The organism is Pedobacter sp. UC225_65 (assembly GCF_042698365.1).
Lineage (GTDB): Bacteria > Bacteroidota > Bacteroidia > Sphingobacteriales > Sphingobacteriaceae > Pedobacter.
Genome location: NZ_CP170550.1, coordinates 702,247 through 727,895, shown reverse-complemented (window position 1 = coordinate 727,895; position 25,649 = coordinate 702,247). Strand labels below are relative to the sequence as shown.

The following is a 25,649-nucleotide window of genomic DNA, read 5'->3' as shown; positions in this document are numbered from 1 at the left end:
GGGAGATTGAATTACCTAACGGCATTGTTTGAATAATTAGAAATATATTGCAAATTTAGCATTTGATAATTAAATCCATTACGATGTCTTTTCAAGCCTACCTCAAAACAATCAAAGAAAAAACAAACCTGGGTCCTGCAGCGCTTAGACAGAAAGCTGAAGAAAAAGGTTTTACCGAAAGTGGAAAACTTAAACCTGCTGTAAAAGCGGGTGATATTGTATCCTGGCTAAAGGAAGATTACCAATTAGGGCACGGACATGCCATGGCCATTTATGCGCTGTTAAAAGGAATTAAAGACGAAAACAGCCAATAAAAGCTAAACCATAATTGTTTTGTTCAACAATTTTTGGATAATTATTAGGGCAATCTGTAAAAAAGTGCTTCAAATGGACAAAATCATCTCTTTACTTTAGTGCTGTGCAGATTTATTTCAACATCATTGTCCTTTTGTTGTTGGTGGTCATTTCCCAATCGCTCTTTGTAGCTGGTCTATTGGGTTTTGCTTCCAATAATCAACGCTCAAGTCGCATTTTAGCGGTATTGATCTTCGTTATCGCCCTATGGCTGATTGACCATTTTATGCGCATTTCTGGAATTTATGGACAAAGACCTGACCTGTATTTCCTACCTATCTTTTACTCTTTCAGTTTTGGGCCATTGATTTGGTTTTATGTGCGCAGCATGGTCAACTCGCAATTTAGGTTCCAATACAAACACCTCGTTCATTTTATGCCTGTACTGCTTCAATTTGGCCTGTATATGTACCTAACTTTTTGCACTTACCCAGTTAAGGAATGGTATTGGGAAAATATACATCAACCCTATACTTACAGGATCGAGTTTGATGGCACATGGATCTCTATGACCATCTATCTCATATTATCTTTACGTTTGCTTAAAAATTACCAGATATGGGTGGCCAATCATTTTTCTGAGCTTTCTAAAATCAGGCTCAATTGGCTTAAAATCATTATAGGAACATTGCTGCTCTTGTGCCTACAATGGTTTATCGAAATCATTCTACGTGATGGTTATGGGCTGTATTTCAATTACGATTACTCCGTTGAAATATTAGGTATTGTTTTACTTGTACTGGGCGTAGCTGGTTGGCGACAACGTAATCTTTCAGACATCAACTATGAAATGGATGAACCTGAAATCAGTTTACATGCCAAATCCACTTACCAAATAGACCCTATCATTTTGCAAAAGATCAGCAATGCCATGATCAGGATCGTCTGTACCTTAATCCTACCTTAACTTTAATAGAATTGGCCACAGCCATTAACCTCAATAGCAAAACAGTATCTCGACACATCAACGCTGGTTTTGCCCAATCTTTTAACGACTATGTAAATGCTTATCGTGTTGAAGAGGTAAAACGTAGGTTAAAATCTGGCGACCTGACCAAACTTACCATTATGGGCTTAGCTATGGAATCGGGTTTCAATTCTAAAACTACTTTTAATCGAATCTTTAAGCAGTTTACAGGAAAGGCACCCTCAGCCTTCATTGCAGAGTAGTCCCATATCCTGAATTGGGACGCATCAGTACCTGATCCAATACCGTATTTAATGTTTACAGCCTCATCTTTGTGGTGTAATTAAACAAGAAACACATGAAAAAAATCTTATGGTTGGTGCTGCTTTTAACCAGTGGCACCACCTTATGGGCACAACAAGTTTGGACAGATAAACGAAGGCTCTTACCAGATCAGTTACGTAACATCCCAACTGGCATCAACATTTTCCATTCTCCTACACCTGTATGGCCCGAACTGAATACAGACACAGTCAATTACCCAGGTCGATACATTTGGAAGCACCTTACCACAGTATCTACCCAATTGGGACAATTGCAAGTAATCGCAGCTGGAAGTTATATCTGGTGGAAGGACAAAGGTTGGACAGCAAACATCAAGCTTGACGCAAAAGACTTTGAAGAACTTTTCAATTGTCCAGCCGGACAATTGAAACCAAACCGCACTTATACTTTTCTGAAAAACTACCGACATGAGGATGGTCTATATGCTGGGGATGCAATTTGGTTTGTATTGGCCAAAGCCAAAAATGGAAAGCTTTACAAAGGTATTGCCTTGGTAGAAACCGAAGGTGAATTAAAACCTAAACATTAAGCGAAAACAAATATTTAAATCAAATAACAACCAAAAATGAAAAATCTAACTTTACTTTTTCTATCCTTCTTCTTGGCTAACACGACCCTTATTGACCCCGTTGTCTATGTAATTGACAACAATAAAAGCAATATAAACTGGACTGGCTATGCCGAAGCAGGAAATTATGCTCCGAGCGGTACCATCAAGATCAAATCAGGTAGGTTTGGCTTTAATGGAACAACCCTAACTACTGGCCAAGTGGTAATGGATATGCCTACAATTAGCCATAGCAATAAGGAATTGGAAAGCCATTTAAAAGCCGCTGTTTTTTTTGATGTAGGCAAATATCAAGAGGCCATTTTTATCCTAAAAGCCATGAAAGGCAATAGAGTGAGTGGCAATTTGACCATTAAAGGCATTACACATGCCATTAGCTTCCCTATCGTACTCAACAAAAATACTGTTGGTCTACTGCTAAAGGCAAAAATAAAAGTTGACCGTACCTTGTTTGGCATCAAATACAACTCCAAATCATACTTTCAGGATATAGGAAGTTATGCCATTAAAAATGAATTTGAACTTGATATCCAACTGGAACTACGCGAGCGTTAAAATTTTATGGTTCAACACAAAATCACAGGGTTACTTTCCTTCAAAAAACTTGGATATCGTTTCGTTAAACTCTCTTACGATTTCAACAGGAGCGTAATGCGATGCTCCTTTAAAGATAACCAGTTGTGATTTTGGGATATTTGCAGCTATGGCTCTGGTATGGCTTTCCAAGATCATATCCGTTTCTCCAGCCATTACCAATGTTGGGGCCTTGATCTTTTTGATATCAGCAAAAGTAAGGTGAGGTTCGTTCAGCAACATGGTAAACAGCCTCACCTGCATTTTAGAAGCTTCGTCTGTACGGGTTTGAAGTTGCGTTATGCCTGTTCTGAGTTGGGTCCATACCATTTCGGGCAATGCCTCTGTAGTTGGAAAAAGGTTTGCGCCCATAATGGCCAGTTTATTCACATACTGTGGATACTTTACCGCTATGATTAATCCTGTATTGCCACCATCGCTCCAACCAATGATGTTAACTTTTTTGATATGGAGCGAATCCAGCAATTGTTTCATGTCTTCTGCAAAGAGGTCGTAACTTAAAGGTCCGGTAGAAAAGTCTTTGCTCTTGCCCTGCCCTCTGGTATCTACCGCAATTACTTTGTATTTCTTTTCAAAATGTGGAATTTGTTTCATGTAGGCATAGATCATCTGACTGTTGCCATGTAACAACAACAAAGGTTCGCCAGTACCATAAGTTTCGTAATAAAGGTCTACATCTTTTAATTTTACCCTACCAGATGCAGCCGTATTGTCTCCAAATTTTGCACGTTTGGGTGGATTTGGATCATAATCTGGATCTATTTTTGCTTCGCTGATGTCCTTACCATCAACCAGTAACTGCAAATCATCAGCCCAAAGTTTGCCTGGACCATTCAGCATGGCACCTACCACGATCGTCTGTCCATCGGGAGGCAAAAAGGTGGTTACACTGTAGAGCTGCCAATCGCGGGTGCCACTGATCTTTTGTGCCTGCAGGGTTTTATATTGTAAAAGTTGGCCATTCACATCATTTACCCTCAACACCAAACCCTGTAGGTTGGCCACATCCTGAAACTTAAGATAGGCTTTTAACTCAATCTGTTTTCCAATATATTTTGCAGGAAGGGTTTTCATTACCGTAGTAAATGCTTTTGGGTCGGCACCTGCTGTGCTTTCGATCAGTAGCGATTGATTGCCCCCGTGTTTTTCGGTTGTTGCGATCGCCGTTCTGTAGGTTCCTCCAGTTTTGGTCCAACCCTCTGGTAATTGATCAACAACTCCTTTTTCAAAGTCGAAGTTGTTGTTAGTTGTAGTTGGGCTGTTCTGTTGTGCCATGAGCTGGCTACTGATCAAAAATGCAATAATTGCGATAAAAGTTCTGGTCATAAGGATAAGGATTTACCCTAAGTTACACTTTGCTGGATATGGCTGAAATTAATTAACAGATTTTAACGATAATCAAAATAGGTTACCTATTAATCTTTCCATTAACTGAAGTAGGAAACCGGATAAGCTACTTGATACCTTCTTCAACTAAGGTTTCCTTAGCAACCTGTCTGATCAGTTCTTCTTCCTCTACTTCATCTATAATTCTTTTTTTCTTCCAGTCGCCATTGGCAAAAATGCCCATAGCGATCAATGCCATCAGCACATTAGAAACCGGAAAAGCCCACCAGATTCCATTTACACCCATACCGCCATGATGAGAAAGCACATAGGCCAGCGGAAACTGGAACACAAACTGCGAAACCAGTGCCAAGATCATGGAGGTAACCATATTTCCAGAACCTTTCAGTACTCCTGTAAAAGCCAACTGTATGCCCAAACATCCCCAGGTTAGGGCTATGGTACGTAAGAAAATCGCAGCACCGGCAATAACATTTGGGTCTTCTGGCACAAAAAAGGAAACCACCTGCTTGGCAAAAAAGAATACGATAATACCAATTCCAGACAAGCTCCAAAAAGACACAGTTGCCCCTAACCTTCCAATCCTGGCTGCCCTTGTTACCTTACCAGCCCCAATGTTCTGCGCCACCAAAGTAGAGATTGCCTGAGAGAAACCCATACCAATAACCATCACCACCTGCAAAATATTAGAACCCACCCCATAAGAAGCCAACGAAAGTGTGCCATGGGTAGCAATCAAAAATGTCATTAATGTTACCCCCAATCCCCTTACCGATTGCTCAATTGAGGAAGGTAGCCCTAAAAAGAACGCTTTTTTGATATATGGAAAGTCTGGAATAAAATCAATGAGTTTTAAGTCTATACCCTTTTTACCCCTGAAAAGGATGATAATGCTGATTACTGTCGCTAATGCTTGTGTGCTTAAGGTGGCAATGGCCGCCCCCATCACACCCGAGGCCGGTACCGGACCCCAGCCGAAAATGAAGAGTGGATCAAGAACAAAGTTTAACGCCACACTACCTACGATGATATAGATTGGGACGGTTGGATTTCCAACGCCTCGCATAAAGGCGGTAAACATGATGAACTGGAAATTGAAGACCAAACCAATGAACGAAAAACGCATAAAACCCAAAGCGCCATCGTACACCACTGCCGAAACCTTCATCAAACGCAACAGGTCTGGTGCAAATACAAATCCGGCAGCACCCAAACAGATAGAAATCAACAATACCAACAACAAGGTCTGTCCAGCCACATGGTCTACCATTTGCTGGTTTCTGGCACCTACATATTGTGCGATCAACACCGATCCTGCAATGGCAAGACCTGCGCCAATGGCAATAGAAAGAAATACAAAAGGAGTAGTTACCGATACTGCGGCAACTGCATTTCCACCTAATCTTCCTACCCAAAAAGCGTCAATCAGCTGATAGGCAGCCTGTAGCAGCTGCAGTAGAATAATAGGTATGGTAAGTTTTAAAAGCGATTGGAGGATTGGCCCCTCTAACAAAGGGTTTCTATTTTCAATGGTTGTACTGGTCATTCCCGAAAATGATAATAAGTGCAAAAGCCAGTATAAACGAGCCAGCTTATAATAGTACAATCTACATCAAAAAGAGTTTGGATGAAAGGGATTTTATTTTATGTGCCAACTGATGTTTTTTTTAGAAAACTAAACAGCTAAGGCTCTTTCATTAACATCTACCCCAACCATATTGTTGGGGTAGATGTTGATAGTTATTTTTAAACTTGTCCCATTAACGGATCAGATATACTGTTCTTACCCGTTTCTATCCGTCCGGCATACTGATGGGCAAATGTAGCATTACCCTGTATAGTTATGGTAAAATCATACCAACCACCACTTTGTTTGGCAGGCACAATTAGCTGTGAATTTTTACCTTTTTTAAGAACGATGGTTTTGGTAACATTGCCATAAGCATTGTCCTTAAGCTCAACTTTTAGGTCGCGGTTTGCAAAAAGATTGACCAACACATTTCCTGTAGCCATTTTAATGTTCAACAGTTCTGGCGACACCTTGATGTTCAGACCTGAAGCTTGTTTATCTCCCTTAAAAGACCTGAAAAAACCATTTGCACCATAACATGCTAACAGGTAATGATCAGCCATAAAATCTGCTAGCTGCCATTGGTAGCTGATTCTGATCCTCCTGGTACTACACAGAAATTCCATTGGTTCATCTTTACCTCTTCGCTTTTCCCTAGTTTATCCAATCTGAATGGTCCTGGCGCATATACCTGAAAAGCACCCGCTACACTTCTACTGCCAAACAATGTTTTTCCCGCAGCAAAATGCATTTCCAGTTCGCCATTGGCCAATTGTACCAAGTTAACCTCATGTTGGTAAGGTAAGGCATTGGCCAATTTTGTACCTGGCTCCTGACTAGGAAGTAGCTCTCTTAACCTACCCGTTTTATTGGCTTGTGCCAACTGCTGTTCGCTAATTGCATTGAAATTTCCAGGCAGTGGTTTAAAACGTGCAGCATAGATACTCTCTATAAACTTGTTCCTTTCTAATGGTTTAATCTTAACGGCCTGTTCATTGGCGGGTCTAAATGCAGAAGTCAGGTCTCCGCACACTTCTCTTCTCCAAGCACTGATATTGGTTTCCTTTACTACCTTACCTGTTTTGGTGGCTATAAAATGTTCTAAAAACTGTAAACAAGAAGTATGGTCAAAGACTCGCGAATTTACATAACCACCCTTGGTCCACGGCGAAGCAATTACCATGGGCACCCTAAACCCAAGCCCAATAGGACTGTCTTTGCCCTCTTCTTGTTGGTCCTTTGGATCTAATCCAGCAAATTCTGTTGCCGTATTGATACCTGCCGAAGTTTTTCCGGTATAAGGCCTTTTACTGTGAGGAGGTACAAAAGGTGATTGATGGTCGAAATAGCCATCACTCTCATCATAGGTCAATACAAAAATCGTTTTTTTCCATAATTCCTCGTTCTTGGTCAGGATATCCAATATTTCAGAAATATACCATGCCCCATGCCATGGTGAGCCAGGATGATCGGAGAAGCGACATGGTGCAACCAACCAAGAGACCATGGGCAACTTCCCGTTTTCTACATCGGCCCTGAACTGGTAAAGCACATCACCTTTGGGTACTACCATCTGTCTCTTTACTCCTGCATCATCATAGTCCATATATGCTATCTTATGGTAATCAGGATCTGCGATATTGGTTACAAAAGCTTTTTTGTGGATGTTCTTCTGAAATTCACTTAAGGCATCAAAACCCTGTTCGTTCCAAGTCTTGATGGCTTCCTGCGCTTTGGCCAAAGCTTCCTTTTTTGCCATAAGCGATTTTTGTTCCTGTTCATCTTTGGGCAATTTGGCTTCCAGATGATTCATCTCTTGAGGAAGGTCTGCCAACTGTTTACGTACAAAGGCCACATGTGCAGGGTGAAACCTAACATGGTACTGTTTAAAAAACTCTAAGCTATTGTCGGTAAAATTGGCCAACCAATCATCTTCCTCATCCTTAAAGCCCACCGGAAGGCTCAGTTCGTTCTGGTACACCTTCCAAGAGACTTGCGCTTCTTCCAATCGCTCAGGATAGGTTTTCCAACCCACATTCTTATAATCGATCTGACCATTAAAAACATGTGGCAAAGACGTTTCCTGATGTGGTTCTTCTCTTACCGCACCAGACCAGAACGAGGTCCGGTTAGAACTTGTACCTGTAAGGGTAGAACAGAAATGTTGGTCACAAATGGTAAAGGCATCGGCCAATGCATAGTAGAAAGGGATATCTTTTCGATCAAAATAACCCATGGTCAATGGCATATGTTCATAGGCCTTACCTGCTTTTTTGGCCTCTAACCAAGTATCCATCTTGCCCTTGTTCCTCGCAGCTACCATATCGGTCCAAGAATGGGGAAGCGAGCCCATCCAAGTGATCTTCGAATTTTTGATGTCTAACCTAAAAGGTGCATAGGTCTGTCCTTGTTTATTGGTCTGGAACCAGATGGGATTTCCATTTTCCTGTTTCAGTACCCTAGGATCATTAAATCCCCGTACCCCTTTCAAAGTGCCATAGGCATGGTCGAAAGAACGGTTCTCTTGCATCAGGAAAACCACATGTTCAGCATCTTTATAACTACTGCCAGGCGCTGGTTCAATAGACATGGCCTTTAACAACGAAGGTGGGATCACATTGGCCACAGTTGTTAGCCCAGCAAACAAACTTGTCTTTTTTAAAAAATCTCTTCTAGAATCCATTATACTTTAAATATAAAAAAAGGGCCATTTAATTGAAATGGCCCCGTTTGATTGTTGATATTATTTAACCCACCAAGTTGCTTGGTTGATCTGGTCATTATTGGCTCCAAACTGACTGGCAATGGCCTTGTTCACATTTGTTGCATTGTTGTTGTATTCTGCCTGCGGATAGATCACCTGAAAGGGATACTTACTCCTGCTGGTCTGCGGAACGAAGGATAACCGGTACGTAGGTTAGTAAAAAACGCTGACCATCCATTTTGGAAATAGGTTTGTAGGTATTTTTGAGTGGTCATCAGTTCTATTTTCTGCTCATTACCAATTGCCTGATCAAAATTATTGAGTGGTTTACCTAAATAATTGGTTGCCGCTGTTTCATTTACATAGGCAGAAAGGCTGGCCACATTGTTTTCATAAAATTTGAAATTGGCCTTTACCCCACTCTCATATAGATTTTTCGCATCGGCGGTAATCCATCCCTTCACTGCAGCCTCTGCCAAAATCAGTTGCTGTTCTGCATAACCAATCAATACCCTTGGCTCATTTACCGGATCGGCATAATAACGTTCGTGTACCTTTGATACTCTTCCGGCAACAGCTTTAACGTTGGTTTCTGCGTAAGGTGCTGCAGGGTCTCCACCTTCATAAGAAGAGAAATCAGAAATAGGCTTACCTGCTTCCTTACCCAACCTGGTCTGTGTACAGAAAAGGAAAAGACGAGGGTCTTCACGTTCCTTTAGGCGCTCTACAAAAGTCATGTCCATGTACATGCCCGAACCAAAACTGCTCGAGTTGAACTCTGGATACCTGTTGTTCTGCTGGTTAAGGAAAACAAGTCTGGCACTTTCATCCTTTGCAAATAAAGGCTCAGATGCGTAGATGGTAGCAAATTGGTTAACGATATCCAGGTCAGTTTCGCCAGTCTTTTTAGATAGGGTAAGCAAGATCTTTAAACGCAGTGCATTTACCGCTTTGCGCCAGTTTTGTACCGAACCTCCGAAGATGATATCTCCTACAATAATGGTATTTTGTCCTTTTAAAATGGTATTGGCTTCGTTCAGTTCGGTCAATATTCCTTTAAAAACAGCTTTTTGTGTATCATAAGCTGGGGTAAATATTGGATTTGCACTCTCTCCTTTTAAAGCCTCACTGTAAGGAATATCTCCAAAAGTAAGTGTAAGGTTATAAAAATAGTAGGCCCTAAAAAACTTAGCCAGTGCAGTATAGGCCTTAAGGTCTAGCTTGGTCGCTTCTTGATCCATCTTGGTCACAATACGCAGGTTATTGAAAGGATCAAAACTAGACCTGTTCCATTTGTAGTATTGCTCTAGGTTTTCACCATCACTCTGTACCAACATCTTATTGGCATATAATGGACCTGTTCCACCAAACTCTTGGAAAGCTGTCCACTCGATTTTGGTCAATAGCAATTGTGGGTGCGTTTCTTGTGGTCTATTGGGATCTTTATTGAGTGCTTCGAGGTCTTTTTTACAAGAAACGGTAAATAGGCAGACCACCATTAAGCATATATTGAATATCTTTTTCATGTCTTTTGTTGTAAACGATTAAAACTTAAGGTTAATTGAACAGCCCAAATACCTTGACGAAGGGTCCCGTAGATCAGAATCGGTACCAAAATCTGGATCTAGGTAAGGCATTTTTTTCCACATGGCCAAGTTGTAGCCATACAAGCTGAAATCTAATGCTTTTACTTTACCCATCTTAACGATCTTGGTAAGATCGTACCCTATAGAAACCCTACGTAACTTTACAAAAGAGCGGTCGAAGGTATTGGCAAACTTTTCGTTTTCTGCCTCGGTTACCCTAGCTCTATAAGGATACTGTTGGCTCCAGGTCTGCCAGCTTACCGCCTTGGTGTTTGGCGCATAGGTACGGGTATCGGTAACTACGTTTCCATTAATGTCGCGGGTAAGGCTACCACCAGTAACCACTACGCCAGTTGGAACGTAAACAGGTTTACCTGCTGCATATTCTGCATCTCTGTATTCCGTAGAGGCAGGGTGTTTTCCTCCCCACCACATTTTCTCTATGGTAGTCGAGTTCATCAAACCACCCCATGCACCATCGATATCAACATTGATTACAAAATCTTTGATTTTGAACCTGTTCTGGAAACCAAATCTCCAGGTAGGTATCAAGGTTTCCAACTTTTCGCTGAAATGGGTCTCTGATCGGCAGGCCACTGTTGGCATCAAGGATAAGTTCGCCATTGGCATTTTTCTCCCAAACCGTACTGTAATAGCTGTCTGCCCTATCACCCACAACCAAGTTGCCAAATTTGGCATTGCCATTGTAGATTTCTTTCAGTTTACGGATAGACGACGACCAGTTCAGGTTCAGATCCCAGTTAAAATTACGACCAATAACAGGTTTAATACCCAATACCACCTCGTAACCATTGGTCTGGTATTTATTACCATTTACCTTACGGGTAGTAAAACCAGATGCCTGCGAAACGTTCAGATCAATCAATCTGGTTCTCATCAATGATATTGTAATAGGTCAGTCTAAACTTAACCTGTTCTTGAAAAAGGCAGAAGAAAAGCCCAGTTCATAAGAAGTTGATTTTTCGGGATTGATCAATGGGTTTACCAAACCACTTCCGTAACCTACAGATGGTGTACTGCCATAAGTTACATCTTTGGTATACACAGATTGGATACTATAAGGGGCCAAATCGTTAGATACTTGCGCCCATGAAGCATTCAACTTCATAAAATCAACCGCCTTTGGCATCTTTAGGTACTGCGATAAAATGGTACTGATCGATGCAGAAGGATAGAAATAAGAGTTGGAAACAGAAGGCAGTGTAGAAGACCAGTCGTTACGTGCCGTTACGTTAAGGTATACCGCATTGAAAAGGTCGATGTTCGCTGAACCATACACCCCTTGAATCTCTTTCTTTTCTAAATAGTTGCTAGCCTGAACAGGCCCTTGGGTATTATTTAAACTATAGATAAAAGGTACGATGATACCATCTGTACTTTGATATTGCTGTCTATAGTTTCGGGCAAACTTAGATGCTCCAGCATTGATGGTCAACGCTATCTTACTGCTCAATTCCTTGGTATAGGTAGCAAGAAAATCAGCATCGAAATTGGTCTGGTTAGAGTTCCAGTCCTTATAATCGCCATTTCTCGAATCGCCATAGTTCATGTACGATTTCGGGCTCTGCATATCTTCAAACAAACTTGTATTTCTTAGGTTTGCCCTTGCTTGTAAGGTCAATCCAGGACTTACCGTCCATGCCAAGCGCATCAAACCATCAATGGTGTTTTTATCGTGTACCTGATTAAGCTCATAAGCTGCAAAATAAGGATTGTTGTACCAAGCATAGTTATAGTTTGCTTGTCTGTAACCTATTGCACCTGGAACATACATGTGTTCTTTGAGTTCTTTTCCATTCACATCATCTCCCATCCAGATCAAGATGGTATACATGTGATTTTTAGGCCCATAACCATAACGTGGGAAATTTGGAGAATAGACTTTGTTGTAAGAAAGACTGGCTTCTGCTACCAGATTTTTGGTCAGGTTATAGTTTCCACTAAAGTTAAGCCCTCCTGTTGATAGGGAAGTATTTGGCACCTGTCCTCTTTGATAAGCATATTTTCCTGAGAAGTAAAGTTGTGCTTTTTCACTTTTATAGGCCATAGACATATGGTTGTCTGTTACTATTCCAGTACCCAGAAAATCGTTTAGGTTGTCATGACGCACCCAGTCGGTAGGCACCCTTTCATATCTTGATTTATCGTTATAGATGGTTCCACTTACATCTCCCCACCATGGGATAATCGTACCGGTTTGTTTATCCCTGATCGGACTGTTCCATTGTCTTACCTTTATGCCAGTTCCGAATTTCGGGCCCCAGATTATATCCCCATCTGAGATACCACCATCGGCTCCATCCCAGAACTCATATTTACCCTCAGATCCATTGCCATACTCGGTCTGTGTTTTTGGGAAGACCGTAAAACCTGCAGTAACCATGGTATTGGCACCCGCATTAACTTCCAGACCATCAGCCTTAGCTCTTTTGGTGGTAAGAATGATCGCACCGTTTTTACCTCTTGAACCATAAAGTGCAGAAGCGGTTACGCCCTTTAATACGTTGATGTTCTCGATATCTGTTGAAGAAACATCGTAAAGGTTACTTTCTACCGGAATACCATCGATCACCAACAATGGTGTTTTTCCCCTCAATGTGATCTGTGGGCTCTGGAATATACCTGTTGGGTTGTTTACACTTAAACCTGCCACCTGACCGCTCAAGGCGTTGCCAAGGTTCATGGTCTTTGATTTATCCAATACCTCTGTATTTACTTCTTGGGTAGCATAACCCAGCTTCCTTTTTTGTTGTTTGATCCCGATAGCGGTAACTACCACTTCACCTAATACAGATTCCTGTATCTCTAAGGTTACCTCTATTTGGGTTTTAGATCCAACAGTAATTTCTTGTGGTCGGTATCCAACCAATGAGAATACCAAAATGTCGGTAGGTTGTACTTTAAGCGTAAACTTTCCATCGCCATTTGAAGACACTCCTTTTCTAGTGCCTTTAACCATGATACTAACCCCAGGCAGCGGTTGCCCTCCTACATCCTTGATTGTACCTGCAATGGACAGTTCTTCACCAGTTCTTAAAACTGGAGTCTGACCCTTCGTAACCGCAAATGCGTTTACGGTTCCCATAAATGGGATAAACAGTAGCATGAGGCCACTGAGCGCTTTTCTGAACTTCATATAATTTCGTTTTCGGTATGCAATTTTAGCCTGCCGAAATGAACTTAAAACCAAATTCAAATTAAGTAATCATAAGAAAAGCCGTCCAAAAGTTATCAAATTGTTAAAACCCATACCACATGGCCGATAAGTGAAAGATTTACACTTTTCTCTTCGCTCTCTACAAAGATTTATCAAAATTTTAGATTAAATTGTTTTGTTTAACTCGAACAAAACAGCAATTAAGTAATTATATTTAAAAAAAATTCATCTAATGGGCTACATTAAGCCAATATTACAGCTGGTCTGCTTATCTCTTGTGTTTTATGCTACATCTTTTGCACAATCAATTCATGTAATTAGTCATCCAGATTTAAAATCCTTACCCAATTCGAATATCTTTTTGAATGGAAAGGCTATTGGAACTACTGATAATCAAGGAATATTTACCAATACATTGAAAACTGGCGAAATTACGATTTCCTATTTGGGTTATATCACGCAAACCTTTCCAACTCCAAAAAGAGATACCACCATCCTATTGCTTCCCGCTTCTATTTTACTTACAGCAGTCATTGTCAGCCCACCTAAAGAGAAAATCATGGGTTATTTCGGGAAATGGGGAAATGGAGTGATACATGGCATTCCAGATTTTAATTCGTCCATTGTGAATAGTGTTACAATCTCTAAAACTGCTACGTTAAAATCATTTTTATTCTATATTCCCAACTACCCCACAAGTCAGGTCAATGTTCCTTTCGAGTTTGTCATTTTCAAAGAAATTGATGGAAAATATACCAACATCCCTATTATTTCTCCTATAAGGATAGAACAATATGGGTTTTTATGGAATAGTTATGCCTTAGAACCTTTTAACATCTCGCTCGAACCTGGCAATTATCTATTTGGAATGAGATGGATAAAAAGTGCTGTAAACGAAAACAAGAAAAACAGACATATACGTCAATCGCTTGGCGCTATAAACAAAGGCAATACAGAAGTAAGCAGCTATAGGTCTACGCCCGACAAAGGCTGGCAATTGTTAGCATCTAGTAAAGATGGCACTACAACCTATAGCATAGCCTTGTTGGGTTTGATTATAGCCAAATAACTATCCAGAAAAAACACAACTTGACCACCTTAAAGCATTCCATCATTTCTTTTGTCTAATTGACCGTAATCTGCCCCCTTTTATTTTCCAAAGGCTTGCCATCTATCTTCATAAAGTAAGTATAGATACCCGCAGGTAATTTTTTTGCAGCAAACTCCTTGTAGTTACCAAACTCAGCTTTCCAATCGTCTTGATAATCGATATTGTTATAAACAATGGCATTTTTACTGTTATAAACGGTTAAAGTCTTTAGCTCAGCTTCAGAATCCGGAATCCTCAATAATTCTCCTTTGGTTCTATCTAGGTTAAGTTTTCCATAAAATGGAGGAGCCGGGATTCCAGGAAGATACTTGAGGTCTGTACCTTTGATCTCTACAGCACCATTTTTACCTATTTCTTTGCCATAGATCTTGATCGCCTGCTCCTTACTCAAAATGCTTATACTTTCTGCATTGGACACACCATAAAGTGTAGCATTATCCTTCACTGCTTCACCATTGATTACAATGTACCTTTTATCAACCTCTACAGGCATGTATTTTTCTCCATTGTGTTTATAGGCATTCCTAGGGTAGAAATTGGTTGGAGTACCAGATTTAACTATCGGCGGCGGAAACTTCACTTGATCCGTTTTTGCTACCAGTGGCTCGTTTAACCAATTGATATTTTTACCCTTAATTTCTACCGCTCCAAATGCAGCCTCTTTTCCATATTTTCTTGTAGCTGCTTCAGCATTGAGGTGTACAATGTTTTGTGCATTGGTTACGCCATAGAAAGTGCTCAGGTCTGTTACTTTTTTTCCATTTACTAAAATGTATCTTTTTTCTACATTGTGGGTCTTGCCATATTGACGTTCGGTAGACAGCACAGGAAAGAAACTTTTCATCAACGGTTTCTTGGTAGGGCGTATTTTGGTTTCTGCCCCATCTCTTTTCGTCACTACTGTACTTACTTGTGGCGGTGGTGCCTGTTGGGGATCCTGAAAATCTATATTAACAACTGTTGTTCTTTTCTCAACACCATTTTTAGTAGATGCCATGGCCGAAGTACATAACATAGCACCACCCAATGGTAGTATGCATAGCCACCCTAGCCTATCCCAGGTGGTGGTTCTTTTTTTGTTCAATATCTTCATTTTCGTTTTAATATAATGGTTTAATTTTTTCTGTCATTACAATAAGTTTTTCCCTATCAATCCATTGCCTGCTATCACTACATTATTTGGTTTTCTTTTCGCTTACTTAATAAAGATATAACTATTTTATTAGTTAACAAATTATTTTAATAATTAATTGAGCATGTGGCTTAACGAAACAGGGTAAAGTTAAATAGTGTTAAATGCGAGCTTGCAGCGATAACTTTTTTCACAAATCCCCTATTTTAGAGGCATGAAAAGAAGTCTTTTGTTGATTGCAACCCTCCAATTCCTATTTGTCTTTGCACATGCACAATCCATCTTATCTGGTCTGGTCAAAGACAGCGATGGCAAAGAAATCTCTTATGTGAACATTGGAATCAAAAACAGCAAAACTGGAACCGTAAGTACCATTGATGGAAAATTCAGCATTTCTATCCCAGATTCTCTTTTGAGGGATTCACTTACCTTTTCCAGCGTTGGTTTCAATGAAAAAAGCTTCTTGATTGCTCAACTTATGGCCAATAAGAACCTAACGGTAACCTTAAATGAAAAGGTAACAACATTAGCAGAAGTCAAAATCAGTAACATTAAACGCAAACAGTACAAACTTGGCATTACAGGTCGTACACCTATGCTTTCCATTCCTTCGCGAAGCTATCAAAAGACCGACATCATCGAACAAGCTAGGCTCATTCATTTGAAAAAGCCCTCAAAACTGATCAATGCCAATATCTTTGTCCTCTCCGAATCAATGAAAGCCGTAAACATACGCCTCAACTTTTACGCTGTTGAAAACGGGATGCCTGGAAAACGATTGGTAGAAAAAACAATCATTAAAAAGGCAAATCTCCAAAAAGGTTGGTTCACCATAGACCTACAGGACGAAGACATCTATCTTGACCAGGATTTTGTAGTTGCTTTCGAATACCTACCAAGCGAACAAAGTGCCATCTCCTTTGCTGCGAAATTGGGAGCGGCCGATAGTTTCTTGCGGAGCAACAGTCAAGGCATCTGGCGAAAAAATTCGGTAGGTGGTTGCAGCATCTATGTTACAGCCGAGCAATAACAAGTCCACCATTTAAAAGATATTTGATTTAAAAGGTCGTCCATTATGGATGGCCTTTTTTATTTGGGCATCAATTTGATTAATCTTTACCATCATATCAAATTACCCATATCGAACTGGCCAAATACAGGTTTCCTTAGCAAATCTTAATCCGGTTTCCTATATTCGTATTTTAGTTTTATCCTTTGAAAAGCATTCTTACTTCCGTTCTTTTTTGCATCCTCACTTACGTTACCGCAACTGCACAGGTACCCAAAGACCCTATTCAAAAAGGCAAAACCTTAGATTCTCTACGTAATGTTTACCGTTTCAATCGCGAGCAAAGGAAAGATATAGAAGACAAGCTCCTCAAACAATTTCATCAAACCAACGATAAAGAGTTACAGGCATTTGCTGAAGTGCTCAAATCTTGGGCACGGATGAAACCAGATTCACCATCGGTAGAAAAATTCAGAAATGAGATTGATACAAAATACAATGCATTTCCTAATATAAAGGCAAGAGCCTATCAGATATTGGGCTATCATTATTTCATTGGAGACATCAACTACGAAAAAGCTTTCGATGCCTATCTTCAACTGGAAAAGCTACTTGAACGCTACGGCCCAGTAGTGATCACTGATTATGCAAACTACTGTAGCGAGATTGCATCGGCCTACTACAAGTTCAAAAACTATAAAAAGGCTGTTGAACTTGCCAAAAGAGGCGTTAACTATGCCAACGACAAATGGGATTTTTACAATACAATAGGTTTGTGCTATGGAGAACTGTCACAACCAGATTCAGCTGTCTATTATTTAAAAAAAGCCGTAGGTGAGGCTGTTGAAAAGAAAAAACCAGATATCTATCGCAGCATATCTTTAGGTAACATAGGCTATAGCTATTATCGCCAGCAAAAATTCCAACAGGCCAAACCACTACTTGCTATTGATCTAAAAGGAGCACTTCGTATAGACGACAAAGGTCTGGCAGTTGGCGCAGCAATCCCATTGGCCGACATCTACCTGTCTGAAAAAAAATGGAAGGCTGCAGACAGCCTGCTTGGCATGGCAAGAACTTATATTGCCCAGAGTAAACAGCCAGAAAGGCTCGAACGGTTTTTCCCTATCCGTAGCAGGTATTACCAGCTTCAAGGCAAGCCCCAACTTGCACTGGCTTACCGAGACTCTTCTATTGCCGCCATCAAACGCAACGACTCGATCTTCAATAACCTACTGGTAATGCGGGTACAGCAACGTACGGACATGGAAAAACTGGCTGAAGAAAAAAGCAAGCTCGAAAACTACAGAAAGATTTCCCAAATTCGCCTATGGGCAGTATCCATCATCTTTATACTCACTGCCATAGGAACTTTGATAGTAATGAGATACAGAAGCCGCTTGGAGAAAAACAAAAAACACATTGAGGAACTGAACCGTTTATTGGCTCTTCGGCAGCAGCTTAGTGCAGATATGCACGATGATATTGGTAGCACCCTTAGCAGTATATCGTTATACACCCACTCCTTACTGATGCAACCACAGGCACAGGCGCAACAGCTCATTTTGGAAAAAATCAAACAGAGTGCCCAAAATGTACAAGAGAGTGTAAGTGATATCATTTGGAGCGTCAATCCCCACATGGATATGATGGCACAGATGGTGGCGCGTATGCGTGCCTTTGGTGCCGATATGACAGAACATGCCGGGATAGCTTTTGTATTTGATTTTGACGAGTCGGTCACAAAAATTGCTGTAGAGATGTCTGCACGGAGAAACCTTTACCTGATATACAAGGAAGCCATTAACAATGCGGTAAAATACAGTGCCTGTAAACAAATAAAGGTAACATTGACCAGTAGCAACAACCAATTTAGGATGGAAATTGCCGATAATGGTATGGGATTTGAAATCGGAAAACAACACACAGGAAATGGATTACAGAATATGCAACGCAGGGCCAATGAAATCAATGGAACTCTGAAAATTGTAAGCAACCCAACAAACGGAACGACCCTTACACTTAGCTTCGCTCTCAATTGAATAGCCAACATTAGCTATTGCAAGCCCTTTTAATAATACTAAATTTGCTCGTTCAACAAGTAACCAAAGCAAAGGCCAATTGCCCACAGTAGCCCTAAATGGCAGAAAAGCACAAAACAGAGTGAAGAAAAGAATTATCATATTTGATGACGATCCAACCAGAAGAGACAGTCTTTCTATGCTCTTGAACATGTGCCATGATATGGAATGTGTGGCCACCTTTGAGAATGCACTTCACGCAGCCAAACAGATCAAACTGACCAACCCAGATATGGTATTGATGGACATGGATATGCCTAAAGCGAATGGCATAAGCGGAACCCGAGAAATCAAAGCACATTTCCCTCACCTACCCATCATCATACAAACCGTTTTAGACGACAACCAGAATATCTTTGAGGCCATAAAAGCTGGGGCAAATGGTTATATCTTAAAAACAACCCCTCCTGAAAAACTCCTGGCACAACTTCGCGAAGCACTGGAAGGTGGAGCACCTATGACCAGTACTGTTGCCATTAAGGTACTACAGTTTTTTAGAGATGAACCTAGCTCAGCAGATTATAGCTTGAGCGAACGCGAAAAAAGCATCCTCAAGTTACTTGTTGATGGCCATAGCTATAAAATGATAGCCGATAAGAGCAACATTTCTTATTTTACGGTCTGCAACCACATCAAAAAGATATACGAAAAACTACATGTAAACAGCGCTACAGAAGCTGTTCGTTTGGCCATACAACAACGCTTGGTCAATCCTTTCTAAAACCTATTCGCACAACACCAATCATCGCCAGCTAAAGAATGCTACCTCTTTTCTTGTAGCAATTTTACAATTGCCGAAAATGCTGATCTTTCGCAATTGATCCTATTAAAATAGCTAGAATTCGCTATTGCCCACCAGCTGTATTTATTTCTTTTTTGCAATTAATAAACCAACTGTTTCATACACATGAAAAAAACAATCAATTTCATTCTTTTGCTAATGGTACTGCAGGCTACTACCGCTTTTGCACAGGTTGCCGATAGCATTAAAACTAAAAACAGACAGATGTCTGTACAAATTCTAGCCGGTAGCCAAGGCTTTGGGGCCAATTTCAGGTATGTGCTGAACAAAAATGTTGCCCTTCGGTTTGGTGGTAGTTATGGACAGGCAGGGATTAATGACAAAATCAACATTGCCGCATTTAATTCCAAGAATAGGTTCTCTGGAAAAATTGGTACCGTACATGCACTAGTAGAGCTCATGCCCCAAAAATTCTTTCGGGTAATAGCTGGTGCAGCCTATCTGTCTAATGCACAGGTAGCCGTTTATTTCGAACCAAGGGATAGCTACTCTTTTGAAGGGATTACGTTGACGCCAGAAGAAATTGGCTCGTTGGAATTTCAAATGGATTGGGGCAAGGTAGCACCCTATTTAGGTTTAGGTATAGGCAGAGGCATTCCAAAAAAGAAATTCAATGTCAATGTTGATTTAGGTGCCTACTATCTTTCTGGACCAAAGGTTACCGCAATAGGAACCAAATTGCTCACCAATAACGATTCCAATGCAGCAATTATCCAAAACAACATGAAATCCTATCGCTTTATCCCAGTAGCGCAATTGAACTTTAATTTTAAATTCTAACCATACGCCCAATGAAATTCCTATTCAAAAAAACAGCTATTGCATTAGTTCTTGTCACCACCCTCTTGGGTGGCTGTAAAAACCCTGCAGAAGATATCAAGATTACGGTAAACACCGATATCTTTAAATCGCCTATGCTCTTTCAGTTTGTAAATGAGAAAAATGGTAGCGAAGGCCCTAAAGATTTTAGTGTAGAAATTAAAGGACCGAATGCAGATCTGGTACGTACCCCTTCGGGTGGAAAAATATTTAAGGCAAGTGCTGGTCTTTTAAACCTGATGTTAGACCGAACTGCCAACCCTACACCAAATAATCCAGTAAGGTTTACCATTACTGCAACTGTAGCAGGTTTTGCCCCTACCTTTCAGCATGTGGAGATTACCAGTGCTACCGACCCGAGGTTATACAAGATAGCCATGGTAGAATATGCCAATCCGGCAATTGGTAATGGAACAGTGCTTGCTACAAAAGCAATCAGTAATGGAACTGCCAATAGCGAACTTAACTTTACTACAGTTACCAATGCAGACTTAGCCCAAAAAGCAGAAATCACTATTCCTTCTGGAACAGGCTTTTTAGATGAAGCTGGCCAACCGTTAAGTGGTGCCCAGTTAGAAGCGCGTATTGTGTATACAGGTACAGCAGTCAACGGAAAATCACCTGTACCAACAGGTGGCAATATTGTCAAAAACGTAATTGGCGCAAATGGCCAACCCATCACTGAAGACTTGTTTTTTTATCCAGCTGGAGTAGTAACGATAGATATGTTTGCAGGAACAAAAGAAGTTAAAGGCTTTACCAAACCAGTGAATGTTGACATAGAAGTGAATAGCAACATGATCAACCTCAACACCAATCAACCCATTCAAGAGAATGAAACCATTCCGATGTGGAGCTTGAACCAAGCCACTGGGCAATGGAAAAGTGAGGGTAATGCCAAATTTGTAAAAAATACAGCTGGTAAATTGGTAGCCCGAATGCAGATCACACACTTATCATTATGGTCTCCTGCCTTTGTGGAACCTATACCTACTATGTTAATTAAAAGGGCAATATGTAATATGCAGGTTACTGTGAATAGGCCTACTGCAGATGTTAATCAAACTTTCACGGTTAACGGTAATTTCTTAGACAAATCCGTTGTTTTAGAAAAAGGAGAAAAAACCAAAACTATTTCATTGTCTGTATTTGGGAATTCTAGTGCTACTGTAACGGTATCACCTTTCCTTCTTCTTAGCTCACCATCAAGCTATGGAACCTTAACCAGCGCAACCTATTCTAATCCATGTGATCAGACTGTCACTTTCAACTATCCTCCTGCACCTGATGGTACGATCAAGGTGGATATGGATCTGCAATTCAAATGCAAGAACAAGGAGTTGCGTACAGGTGTAAATGCCATGATTACTGTTACGCCTCAGGGTGCTTCTTCAGATCAAGCTATGGTATATACATTGGTAAATGGCAAAGGTAGCGGTACTGTTGTAAATGGAGTAACTTATAACATTGTAGTGGCTATAGATGGAAAAAGCTATACTACCAAATTCACCGCAAGCAAACTAGATAGTCCATTGCCTACAATACCTGATTTTTCTGGAAATGTTATTTATGATAAGGAGAGCAATACCTTAAAAATTGTAGGGCAGGTAAGCAAAGATTGTAACTAGGATATAAATCCAAGGTCTTATTAAAAGCCGGGCAAACCCTATTTAAATGTAAGGTTTGCCCGGCTTTTGCCATTTATCATTCTTCGAAAAAACCAACTGTGCCTGTCTATTTAAATGCTTTATTTTAAATCTTCACAGTAGGGTAAATTGCGCTTATCAAGAAAAATCCTTAGCGATAATTTTCATATAAACCGGATGGTTAGATTTATCGAACCTAATATCGTGGCACTTGTTAAATGCCACAAATGCCTTTAGTGCAGTACTAAACTTTTCAATCACCTCCTCGCTAAGTTCCACATCTTCAAAATGGATATTGTGTACTATCAACACCTTATGCTTACGGTCGGCCTTTGCATCCATCCTGGCAATAAACGTTTCTCCAGCCAATATAGGAAGCGAAAAATAACCATATAACCGCTTAGGCGCAGGCACAAAACATTCGATCTGGTAATCAAACCCAAAGAAATCTCTTAACCTGTGACGGAAAACATTCAGTACATCAAAAGGAGAAAGAATAAAAACATCACCCGATAGCTCAACATCTAGACGCTGATTCTGCAAGTAGATACAGCTGACTTTTCACTCCTTCTACATTGATCCGTTTCACTTCACCTTCTTCTACCATCTTTTCCAGTTCAGACTTCACCAGATTTCCCTTTACCCTTCTTGCACGCCAAGCCATTTCCTTCACTGAGCAGATACCCAACGCCTTCAAAGTCCTCCTTACCATAAATCTGGCAAATTCTTCAGCCGTAGGTATGGTCAGATCAGTTTCTTGTGGCACCAAATTAAGGGGTACATCATAACGTTTATGGAACTTACTGTCTCGACTGATCATCAGCTTTCCTTCCAAGTAAAGTTTTTCCAGTGCAACCTTGGCGGGTCTCCAGTCCCACCATCCTGTACTGGCTTCTATCCTATCATTCTCAAAATCTCCAACCATTACTGCACCATCGCGCTCTACTTGGTCTAAAATCTGTTGCATTAGGTTAACCATTGGTCTTTCAGGTGCTTTGCCCTGTACCTTAAAAGCTTCCTTTATGGGAAGTGAAAAACGAAAATCCCGCATGGGCAAATAACCCGCATCTGAAGTAAAATATTCAAATACCCTTCCATCTTCACAGAGTTCAGCTAGCCAGCCAACCTCATAATCCGGAACCCTTACAAACATCACATGGTGATGTGCACGTTCTACCACATAATTGGTATCTAGCTGTACAAAACCCAAATGGTTGATCAGTTGATATACAGCCTCAATCCCCATACCGAACTGGGCGGGCTTGGCAAGACCTGCCGCAGCTAGGATAATACTTCTGGCTTGGGCTTTAGAAATTGTAAGAAGATCCATTAGCCTATGTCGTTTTTTGAACCAGCCTGTATTGCTGAGGTTTATCACTCGTCCTTTCAATCATTTTCCTTGCTTCCAGATCAAGTTTTACCGTCTCTCCATACCATTGTACACCACCTTCAAAAGTATCTTTAACATTTTGATAGAGGGCTTCCATTAGATCAGTATGCGTTAGCTGTCCATTGGCTAAAATCGATAATAATGCAGTCTTGATCTGCTCATATTTAACTAGTGCAATCTTTTTATTGGTCTTTGATGGGTCGGGATGTAGCGTTTGGATAACAGCGGTTTTCATGTGATTAGGATAAATGAAAAGTAAAAATAACATTTATATGTGGCACTGGCTTTAGGTAATTGTCAACAGTGCTAAGCTCCAAAAACCAACTATCAAAAAGCTAGAGTCTATAAAATACTATTTTTCCCTACAGGCACATTCATGGTGTTCATGGAGATAAGCAATAGATTCTAGGCACATTTTCTTAAGCACATCTATATTGACATCAGCAAGTTTTTTCACATAGATACAAGCCTTGCTGATCTTATACTTTCCAAGCTCGTCCAACAATGGCCTACTCTTATCAGTTGGCGAATAGACATACAAGGAGAATGCAGGTTTGCGAGGCGAAAAGCCTATCATTGGTGCGGTGCCGCCATGACCGCTGGCATATTGATAAGTATATTTTCCAAAACCAATAATTGTAGGGCCCCACATCTTGGCTTCAAATCCCGACCATTCACTCATCAGCCCTACCAATCGAAAACTGTCTGCCCTTTTTTGTTCATCGTCCACGTTTGCCAGAAAATCAGCTACACTGACTTCAGTTTCGGTCGTCTTATTCTGAGTTGCCATAGTTAATACTTTTTGAATAAATTTCAGTTATTCTCCTTCTAAGGCTAAGATAACGAAAACAGCAATGGATTAAAATGGAGCAACAAAAGATTTTTTTAGGATAGAGCCAAAGTTTCACTTCAGACAAAAAGAAAGCGGGAGTAACCAAAGGCCACTCCCGCTCATCTAAATTAACGCTCTCGAAATATTAAACGCAACAATTGACAATATGTTTCATTCTAACGAAAAAAAATTAAGTATCTTCATTATAACCTACTAGGCTAGACGTTATCCTTCGCAATTATACTCCAATCATCCGAACCATGACCTTTTGCAATCCAGTTATCCATTTCTGCAGCCACAGCAGGAAGAACGGTCAGTTTCACTCCACTTGCTTTTGCAGCGCTCATCATTAGCCCCGCATCTTTGCGTGCCATGTCCAGTTCCCACGAGGGTTTACTAAAATCCCCAGTTCTTAGCTTATCTAGCCTTGCAGGTGCTCCTGCCCCCGGATTCCAAGTGCTGAATAGCGCAGAAATATCCGCCGAATCAATGTCTAGAGCTTTTGCTAGGGCAAGTGCATCAGAAAGGCCAGCCGTCATCGATATCAAAAAGAGGTTACCAATCAGTTTTATACCTGCTGCCTTTCCCTCTTCTGGGCCAAAGTTGATCAGCTTTCCCGTCATTTTTGACAGTTCGGTCTCCACTCTTGCAATCACTTCCTGATTACCAGACACCAACATATTGCCACTAGCTTCCAGCGCATTGGGCGGCCCCATAAATACTGGTGCATGCAGATAGGTAAAACCCTTAGTCTTCCAAGTGGCCGTTCTTTCAACAGCGCCCTCGGCAGAAGTAGTCGTATGATCAATAATGGTTACACCGGTTGAAAAGCCAGCAGAAGCTGCTTCTAGCACTTGGTCTACCGTAGCATCGTCTTTTAAGGTCAGATGGATCACATCGGCCCCTTTTACTGCATCAATTATATTTTCAAATGCTTTTGCACCAGCTGTTTCAAGTGCCTGAGCCTTTGATGCGGTTCTGTTCCATACCTGCACCTGATCCCCCCTTCTGAGCATCGCTTTAACAAAATTTGCCCCTAAAAGGCCTGTTCCCAAAAATGCTTTCATAACCTGTTCTATTTATGTGATAAAGATAGTGAATGAACCATTGTTCTACAGCTAAGAAATAGATTTAAAATGACCTGACAAGACCTTAATTTAGTTCCAAACAGTTCCTGATCTAGTTTTAAGTATTTGCATGTTCAGAAAAACACTTGCCATCGGCATCAAATTTAAGTATAGCCGAATGATCAGGCTTATTAGCGATTAAACGCAAAAAAGCCTCAAAATGCATAGAAATTTTTATCTTTGTACACTTAAAACCTAGCTCATGTCAGAACTTTCTCCTTGCCCTCTTTGTAAATCAGTTTATACCTACGAAATGGATTCCTTATTGGTATGCCCTGAATGTGGACACGAATGGAATGCCGAAGAGGAAAACACAACAGAACAAGGCTTTGTGGTAAAGGACGCTAATGGCAACATACTCCAAGATGGTGACTCGGTAATAACCATCAAAAACCTGCCCGTAAAAGGCGCTTCGCACAGCATCAAAGCAGGCACCAAAGTTAAAAATATCCGCTTGGTAGACAGCGACCACAACATTGATTGCAAAATTGATGGTTTCGGCGCAATGGCCCTGAAATCAGAATTTGTAAAGAAGGCCTAATACATT

At 40.7% G+C, this 25,649-nt stretch carries 26 protein-coding genes; 12 read left to right on the top strand and 14 right to left on the bottom strand.

The genetic code is table 11. The annotated features are described in order from the left end of the window. The first annotated feature begins 83 nt into the window (after positions 1-83). From ACFJIZ_RS03800 to ACFJIZ_RS03780, 5 genes are all read left to right on the top strand, one after another. Positions 84-314 carry a DUF4287 domain-containing protein gene (locus ACFJIZ_RS03800; RefSeq protein ID WP_379090799.1) on the top strand — a complete coding sequence of 77 codons (231 nt, stop codon included), beginning with the start codon at positions 84-86 and terminating at the stop codon, positions 312-314. Between the two features lie 104 nt (positions 315-418). Then, complete coding sequence (locus ACFJIZ_RS03795; protein ID WP_379090797.1) at positions 419-1,261, top strand: hypothetical protein; 843 nt, start codon at positions 419-421, stop codon at positions 1,259-1,261. Between the two features lie 11 nt (positions 1,262-1,272). After that, positions 1,273-1,524: a helix-turn-helix domain-containing protein gene (locus ACFJIZ_RS03790; protein WP_379090796.1), complete on the top strand. Its 252-nt coding sequence runs from the start codon at positions 1,273-1,275 to the stop codon at positions 1,522-1,524. 95 nt (positions 1,525-1,619) lie between these two features. After that, positions 1,620-2,135: a hypothetical protein gene (locus tag ACFJIZ_RS03785; RefSeq protein ID WP_379090794.1), complete on the top strand. Its 516-nt coding sequence runs from the start codon at positions 1,620-1,622 to the stop codon at positions 2,133-2,135. Between the two features lie 36 nt (positions 2,136-2,171). Next, on the top strand, positions 2,172-2,729 hold the full coding sequence (locus ACFJIZ_RS03780; protein WP_379090792.1) for a YceI family protein: 558 nt from the start codon (positions 2,172-2,174) through the stop codon (positions 2,727-2,729). A 30-nt stretch (positions 2,730-2,759) separates the two neighbouring features. Here the strand turns inward: ACFJIZ_RS03780 and ACFJIZ_RS03775 are convergent, their stop codons facing one another. From ACFJIZ_RS03775 to ACFJIZ_RS03740, 8 genes are all read right to left on the bottom strand, one after another. Then, complete coding sequence (locus tag ACFJIZ_RS03775; protein ID WP_379090790.1) at positions 2,760-4,094, bottom strand: alpha/beta fold hydrolase; 1,335 nt, start codon at positions 4,092-4,094, stop codon at positions 2,760-2,762. A gap of 127 nt (positions 4,095-4,221) precedes the next feature. Next, positions 4,222-5,661, bottom strand: a complete 1,440-nt coding sequence (locus tag ACFJIZ_RS03770) for an MATE family efflux transporter (protein WP_379090788.1) — start codon at positions 5,659-5,661, stop codon at positions 4,222-4,224. 200 nt (positions 5,662-5,861) lie between these two features. Next, positions 5,862-6,248: a phospholipase domain-containing protein gene (locus ACFJIZ_RS03765; protein WP_379090784.1), complete on the bottom strand. Its 387-nt coding sequence runs from the start codon at positions 6,246-6,248 to the stop codon at positions 5,862-5,864. A gap of 8 nt (positions 6,249-6,256) precedes the next feature. Further along, complete coding sequence (locus tag ACFJIZ_RS03760) at positions 6,257-8,368, bottom strand: phosphocholine-specific phospholipase C (RefSeq protein ID WP_379090780.1); 2,112 nt, start codon at positions 8,366-8,368, stop codon at positions 6,257-6,259. A gap of 173 nt (positions 8,369-8,541) precedes the next feature. After that, positions 8,542-9,915: a SusD/RagB family nutrient-binding outer membrane lipoprotein gene (locus ACFJIZ_RS03755; protein ID WP_379090777.1), complete on the bottom strand. Its 1,374-nt coding sequence runs from the start codon at positions 9,913-9,915 to the stop codon at positions 8,542-8,544. An 18-nt stretch (positions 9,916-9,933) separates the two neighbouring features. Then, positions 9,934-10,536 (bottom strand): hypothetical protein, encoded by a 603-nt coding sequence (locus ACFJIZ_RS03750; RefSeq protein WP_379090775.1) that lies wholly within the window; start codon positions 10,534-10,536, stop codon positions 9,934-9,936. Further along, entirely contained in the window at positions 10,460-10,873 is a 414-nt protein-coding gene (locus tag ACFJIZ_RS03745; protein ID WP_379090773.1) for a hypothetical protein, read from the bottom strand. The genes ACFJIZ_RS03750 and ACFJIZ_RS03745 overlap by 77 nt, the downstream gene beginning before the upstream one ends. Positions 10,874-10,891: 18 nt before the next feature. Further along, positions 10,892-13,132, bottom strand: coding sequence for a SusC/RagA family TonB-linked outer membrane protein (locus ACFJIZ_RS03740; RefSeq protein ID WP_379090770.1), 2,241 nt, complete (start codon positions 13,130-13,132; stop codon positions 10,892-10,894). 253 nt (positions 13,133-13,385) lie between these two features. On the opposite strand from ACFJIZ_RS03740, the gene ACFJIZ_RS03735 reads away from it, so the two are divergent. Beyond that, complete coding sequence (locus ACFJIZ_RS03735) at positions 13,386-14,222, top strand: hypothetical protein (RefSeq protein WP_379090768.1); 837 nt, start codon at positions 13,386-13,388, stop codon at positions 14,220-14,222. A gap of 55 nt (positions 14,223-14,277) precedes the next feature. Here the strand turns inward: ACFJIZ_RS03735 and ACFJIZ_RS03730 are convergent, their stop codons facing one another. Beyond that, positions 14,278-15,357, bottom strand: a complete 1,080-nt coding sequence (locus ACFJIZ_RS03730; RefSeq protein WP_379090764.1) for a gliding motility-associated C-terminal domain-containing protein — start codon at positions 15,355-15,357, stop codon at positions 14,278-14,280. Between the two features lie 253 nt (positions 15,358-15,610). Between ACFJIZ_RS03730 and ACFJIZ_RS03725 the strand changes: the two genes are divergently transcribed. The 5 genes from ACFJIZ_RS03725 to ACFJIZ_RS03705 all read left to right on the top strand — a co-directional run bounded on the left by ACFJIZ_RS03725 (position 15,611) and on the right by ACFJIZ_RS03705 (position 21,735). Beyond that, on the top strand, positions 15,611-16,426 hold the full coding sequence (locus ACFJIZ_RS03725; RefSeq protein WP_379090760.1) for a carboxypeptidase-like regulatory domain-containing protein: 816 nt from the start codon (positions 15,611-15,613) through the stop codon (positions 16,424-16,426). A 185-nt stretch (positions 16,427-16,611) separates the two neighbouring features. Next, a complete protein-coding gene (locus ACFJIZ_RS03720) occupies positions 16,612-18,447 on the top strand; it encodes an ATP-binding protein (RefSeq protein WP_379090757.1) in 1,836 nt (611 codons plus the stop codon). 121 nt (positions 18,448-18,568) lie between these two features. Then, complete coding sequence (locus tag ACFJIZ_RS03715) at positions 18,569-19,207, top strand: response regulator (protein WP_379090756.1); 639 nt, start codon at positions 18,569-18,571, stop codon at positions 19,205-19,207. Positions 19,208-19,393: 186 nt separating this feature from the next. Then, entirely contained in the window at positions 19,394-20,068 is a 675-nt protein-coding gene (locus tag ACFJIZ_RS03710; RefSeq protein ID WP_379090754.1) for a hypothetical protein, read from the top strand. 11 nt (positions 20,069-20,079) lie between these two features. Continuing rightward, the gene (locus ACFJIZ_RS03705; RefSeq protein WP_379090753.1) at positions 20,080-21,735 is read left to right on the top strand and encodes a hypothetical protein; all 1,656 of its coding nucleotides are present in this window, start codon (positions 20,080-20,082) and stop codon (positions 21,733-21,735) included. A gap of 156 nt (positions 21,736-21,891) precedes the next feature. On the opposite strand, the gene ACFJIZ_RS03700 is transcribed toward ACFJIZ_RS03705, so the two are convergent. From ACFJIZ_RS03700 to ACFJIZ_RS03680, 5 genes are all read right to left on the bottom strand, one after another. Continuing rightward, the gene (locus ACFJIZ_RS03700; protein ID WP_379090751.1) at positions 21,892-22,296 is read right to left on the bottom strand and encodes a DNA glycosylase AlkZ-like family protein; all 405 of its coding nucleotides are present in this window, start codon (positions 22,294-22,296) and stop codon (positions 21,892-21,894) included. Next, a complete protein-coding gene (locus tag ACFJIZ_RS03695; RefSeq protein ID WP_379090750.1) occupies positions 22,271-23,083 on the bottom strand; it encodes a DNA glycosylase AlkZ-like family protein in 813 nt (270 codons plus the stop codon). Before ACFJIZ_RS03695 ends, ACFJIZ_RS03700 begins: the two co-directional genes overlap by 26 nt. Before the next feature lie 4 nt (positions 23,084-23,087). After that, on the bottom strand, positions 23,088-23,378 hold the full coding sequence (locus ACFJIZ_RS03690) for a DUF6958 family protein (RefSeq protein WP_379090749.1): 291 nt from the start codon (positions 23,376-23,378) through the stop codon (positions 23,088-23,090). A gap of 117 nt (positions 23,379-23,495) precedes the next feature. Next, complete coding sequence (locus ACFJIZ_RS03685) at positions 23,496-23,933, bottom strand: DUF1801 domain-containing protein (protein ID WP_379090747.1); 438 nt, start codon at positions 23,931-23,933, stop codon at positions 23,496-23,498. A gap of 260 nt (positions 23,934-24,193) precedes the next feature. Continuing rightward, a complete protein-coding gene (locus tag ACFJIZ_RS03680) occupies positions 24,194-25,042 on the bottom strand; it encodes an NAD(P)-dependent oxidoreductase (RefSeq protein WP_379090745.1) in 849 nt (282 codons plus the stop codon). A gap of 262 nt (positions 25,043-25,304) precedes the next feature. Here ACFJIZ_RS03680 and ACFJIZ_RS03675 point away from each other — a divergent pair, with 262 nt between their 5' ends. Then, the gene (locus tag ACFJIZ_RS03675; RefSeq protein ID WP_379090743.1) at positions 25,305-25,643 is read left to right on the top strand and encodes a zinc ribbon domain-containing protein YjdM; all 339 of its coding nucleotides are present in this window, start codon (positions 25,305-25,307) and stop codon (positions 25,641-25,643) included. The last annotated feature ends 6 nt before the right edge of the window (positions 25,644-25,649 follow it).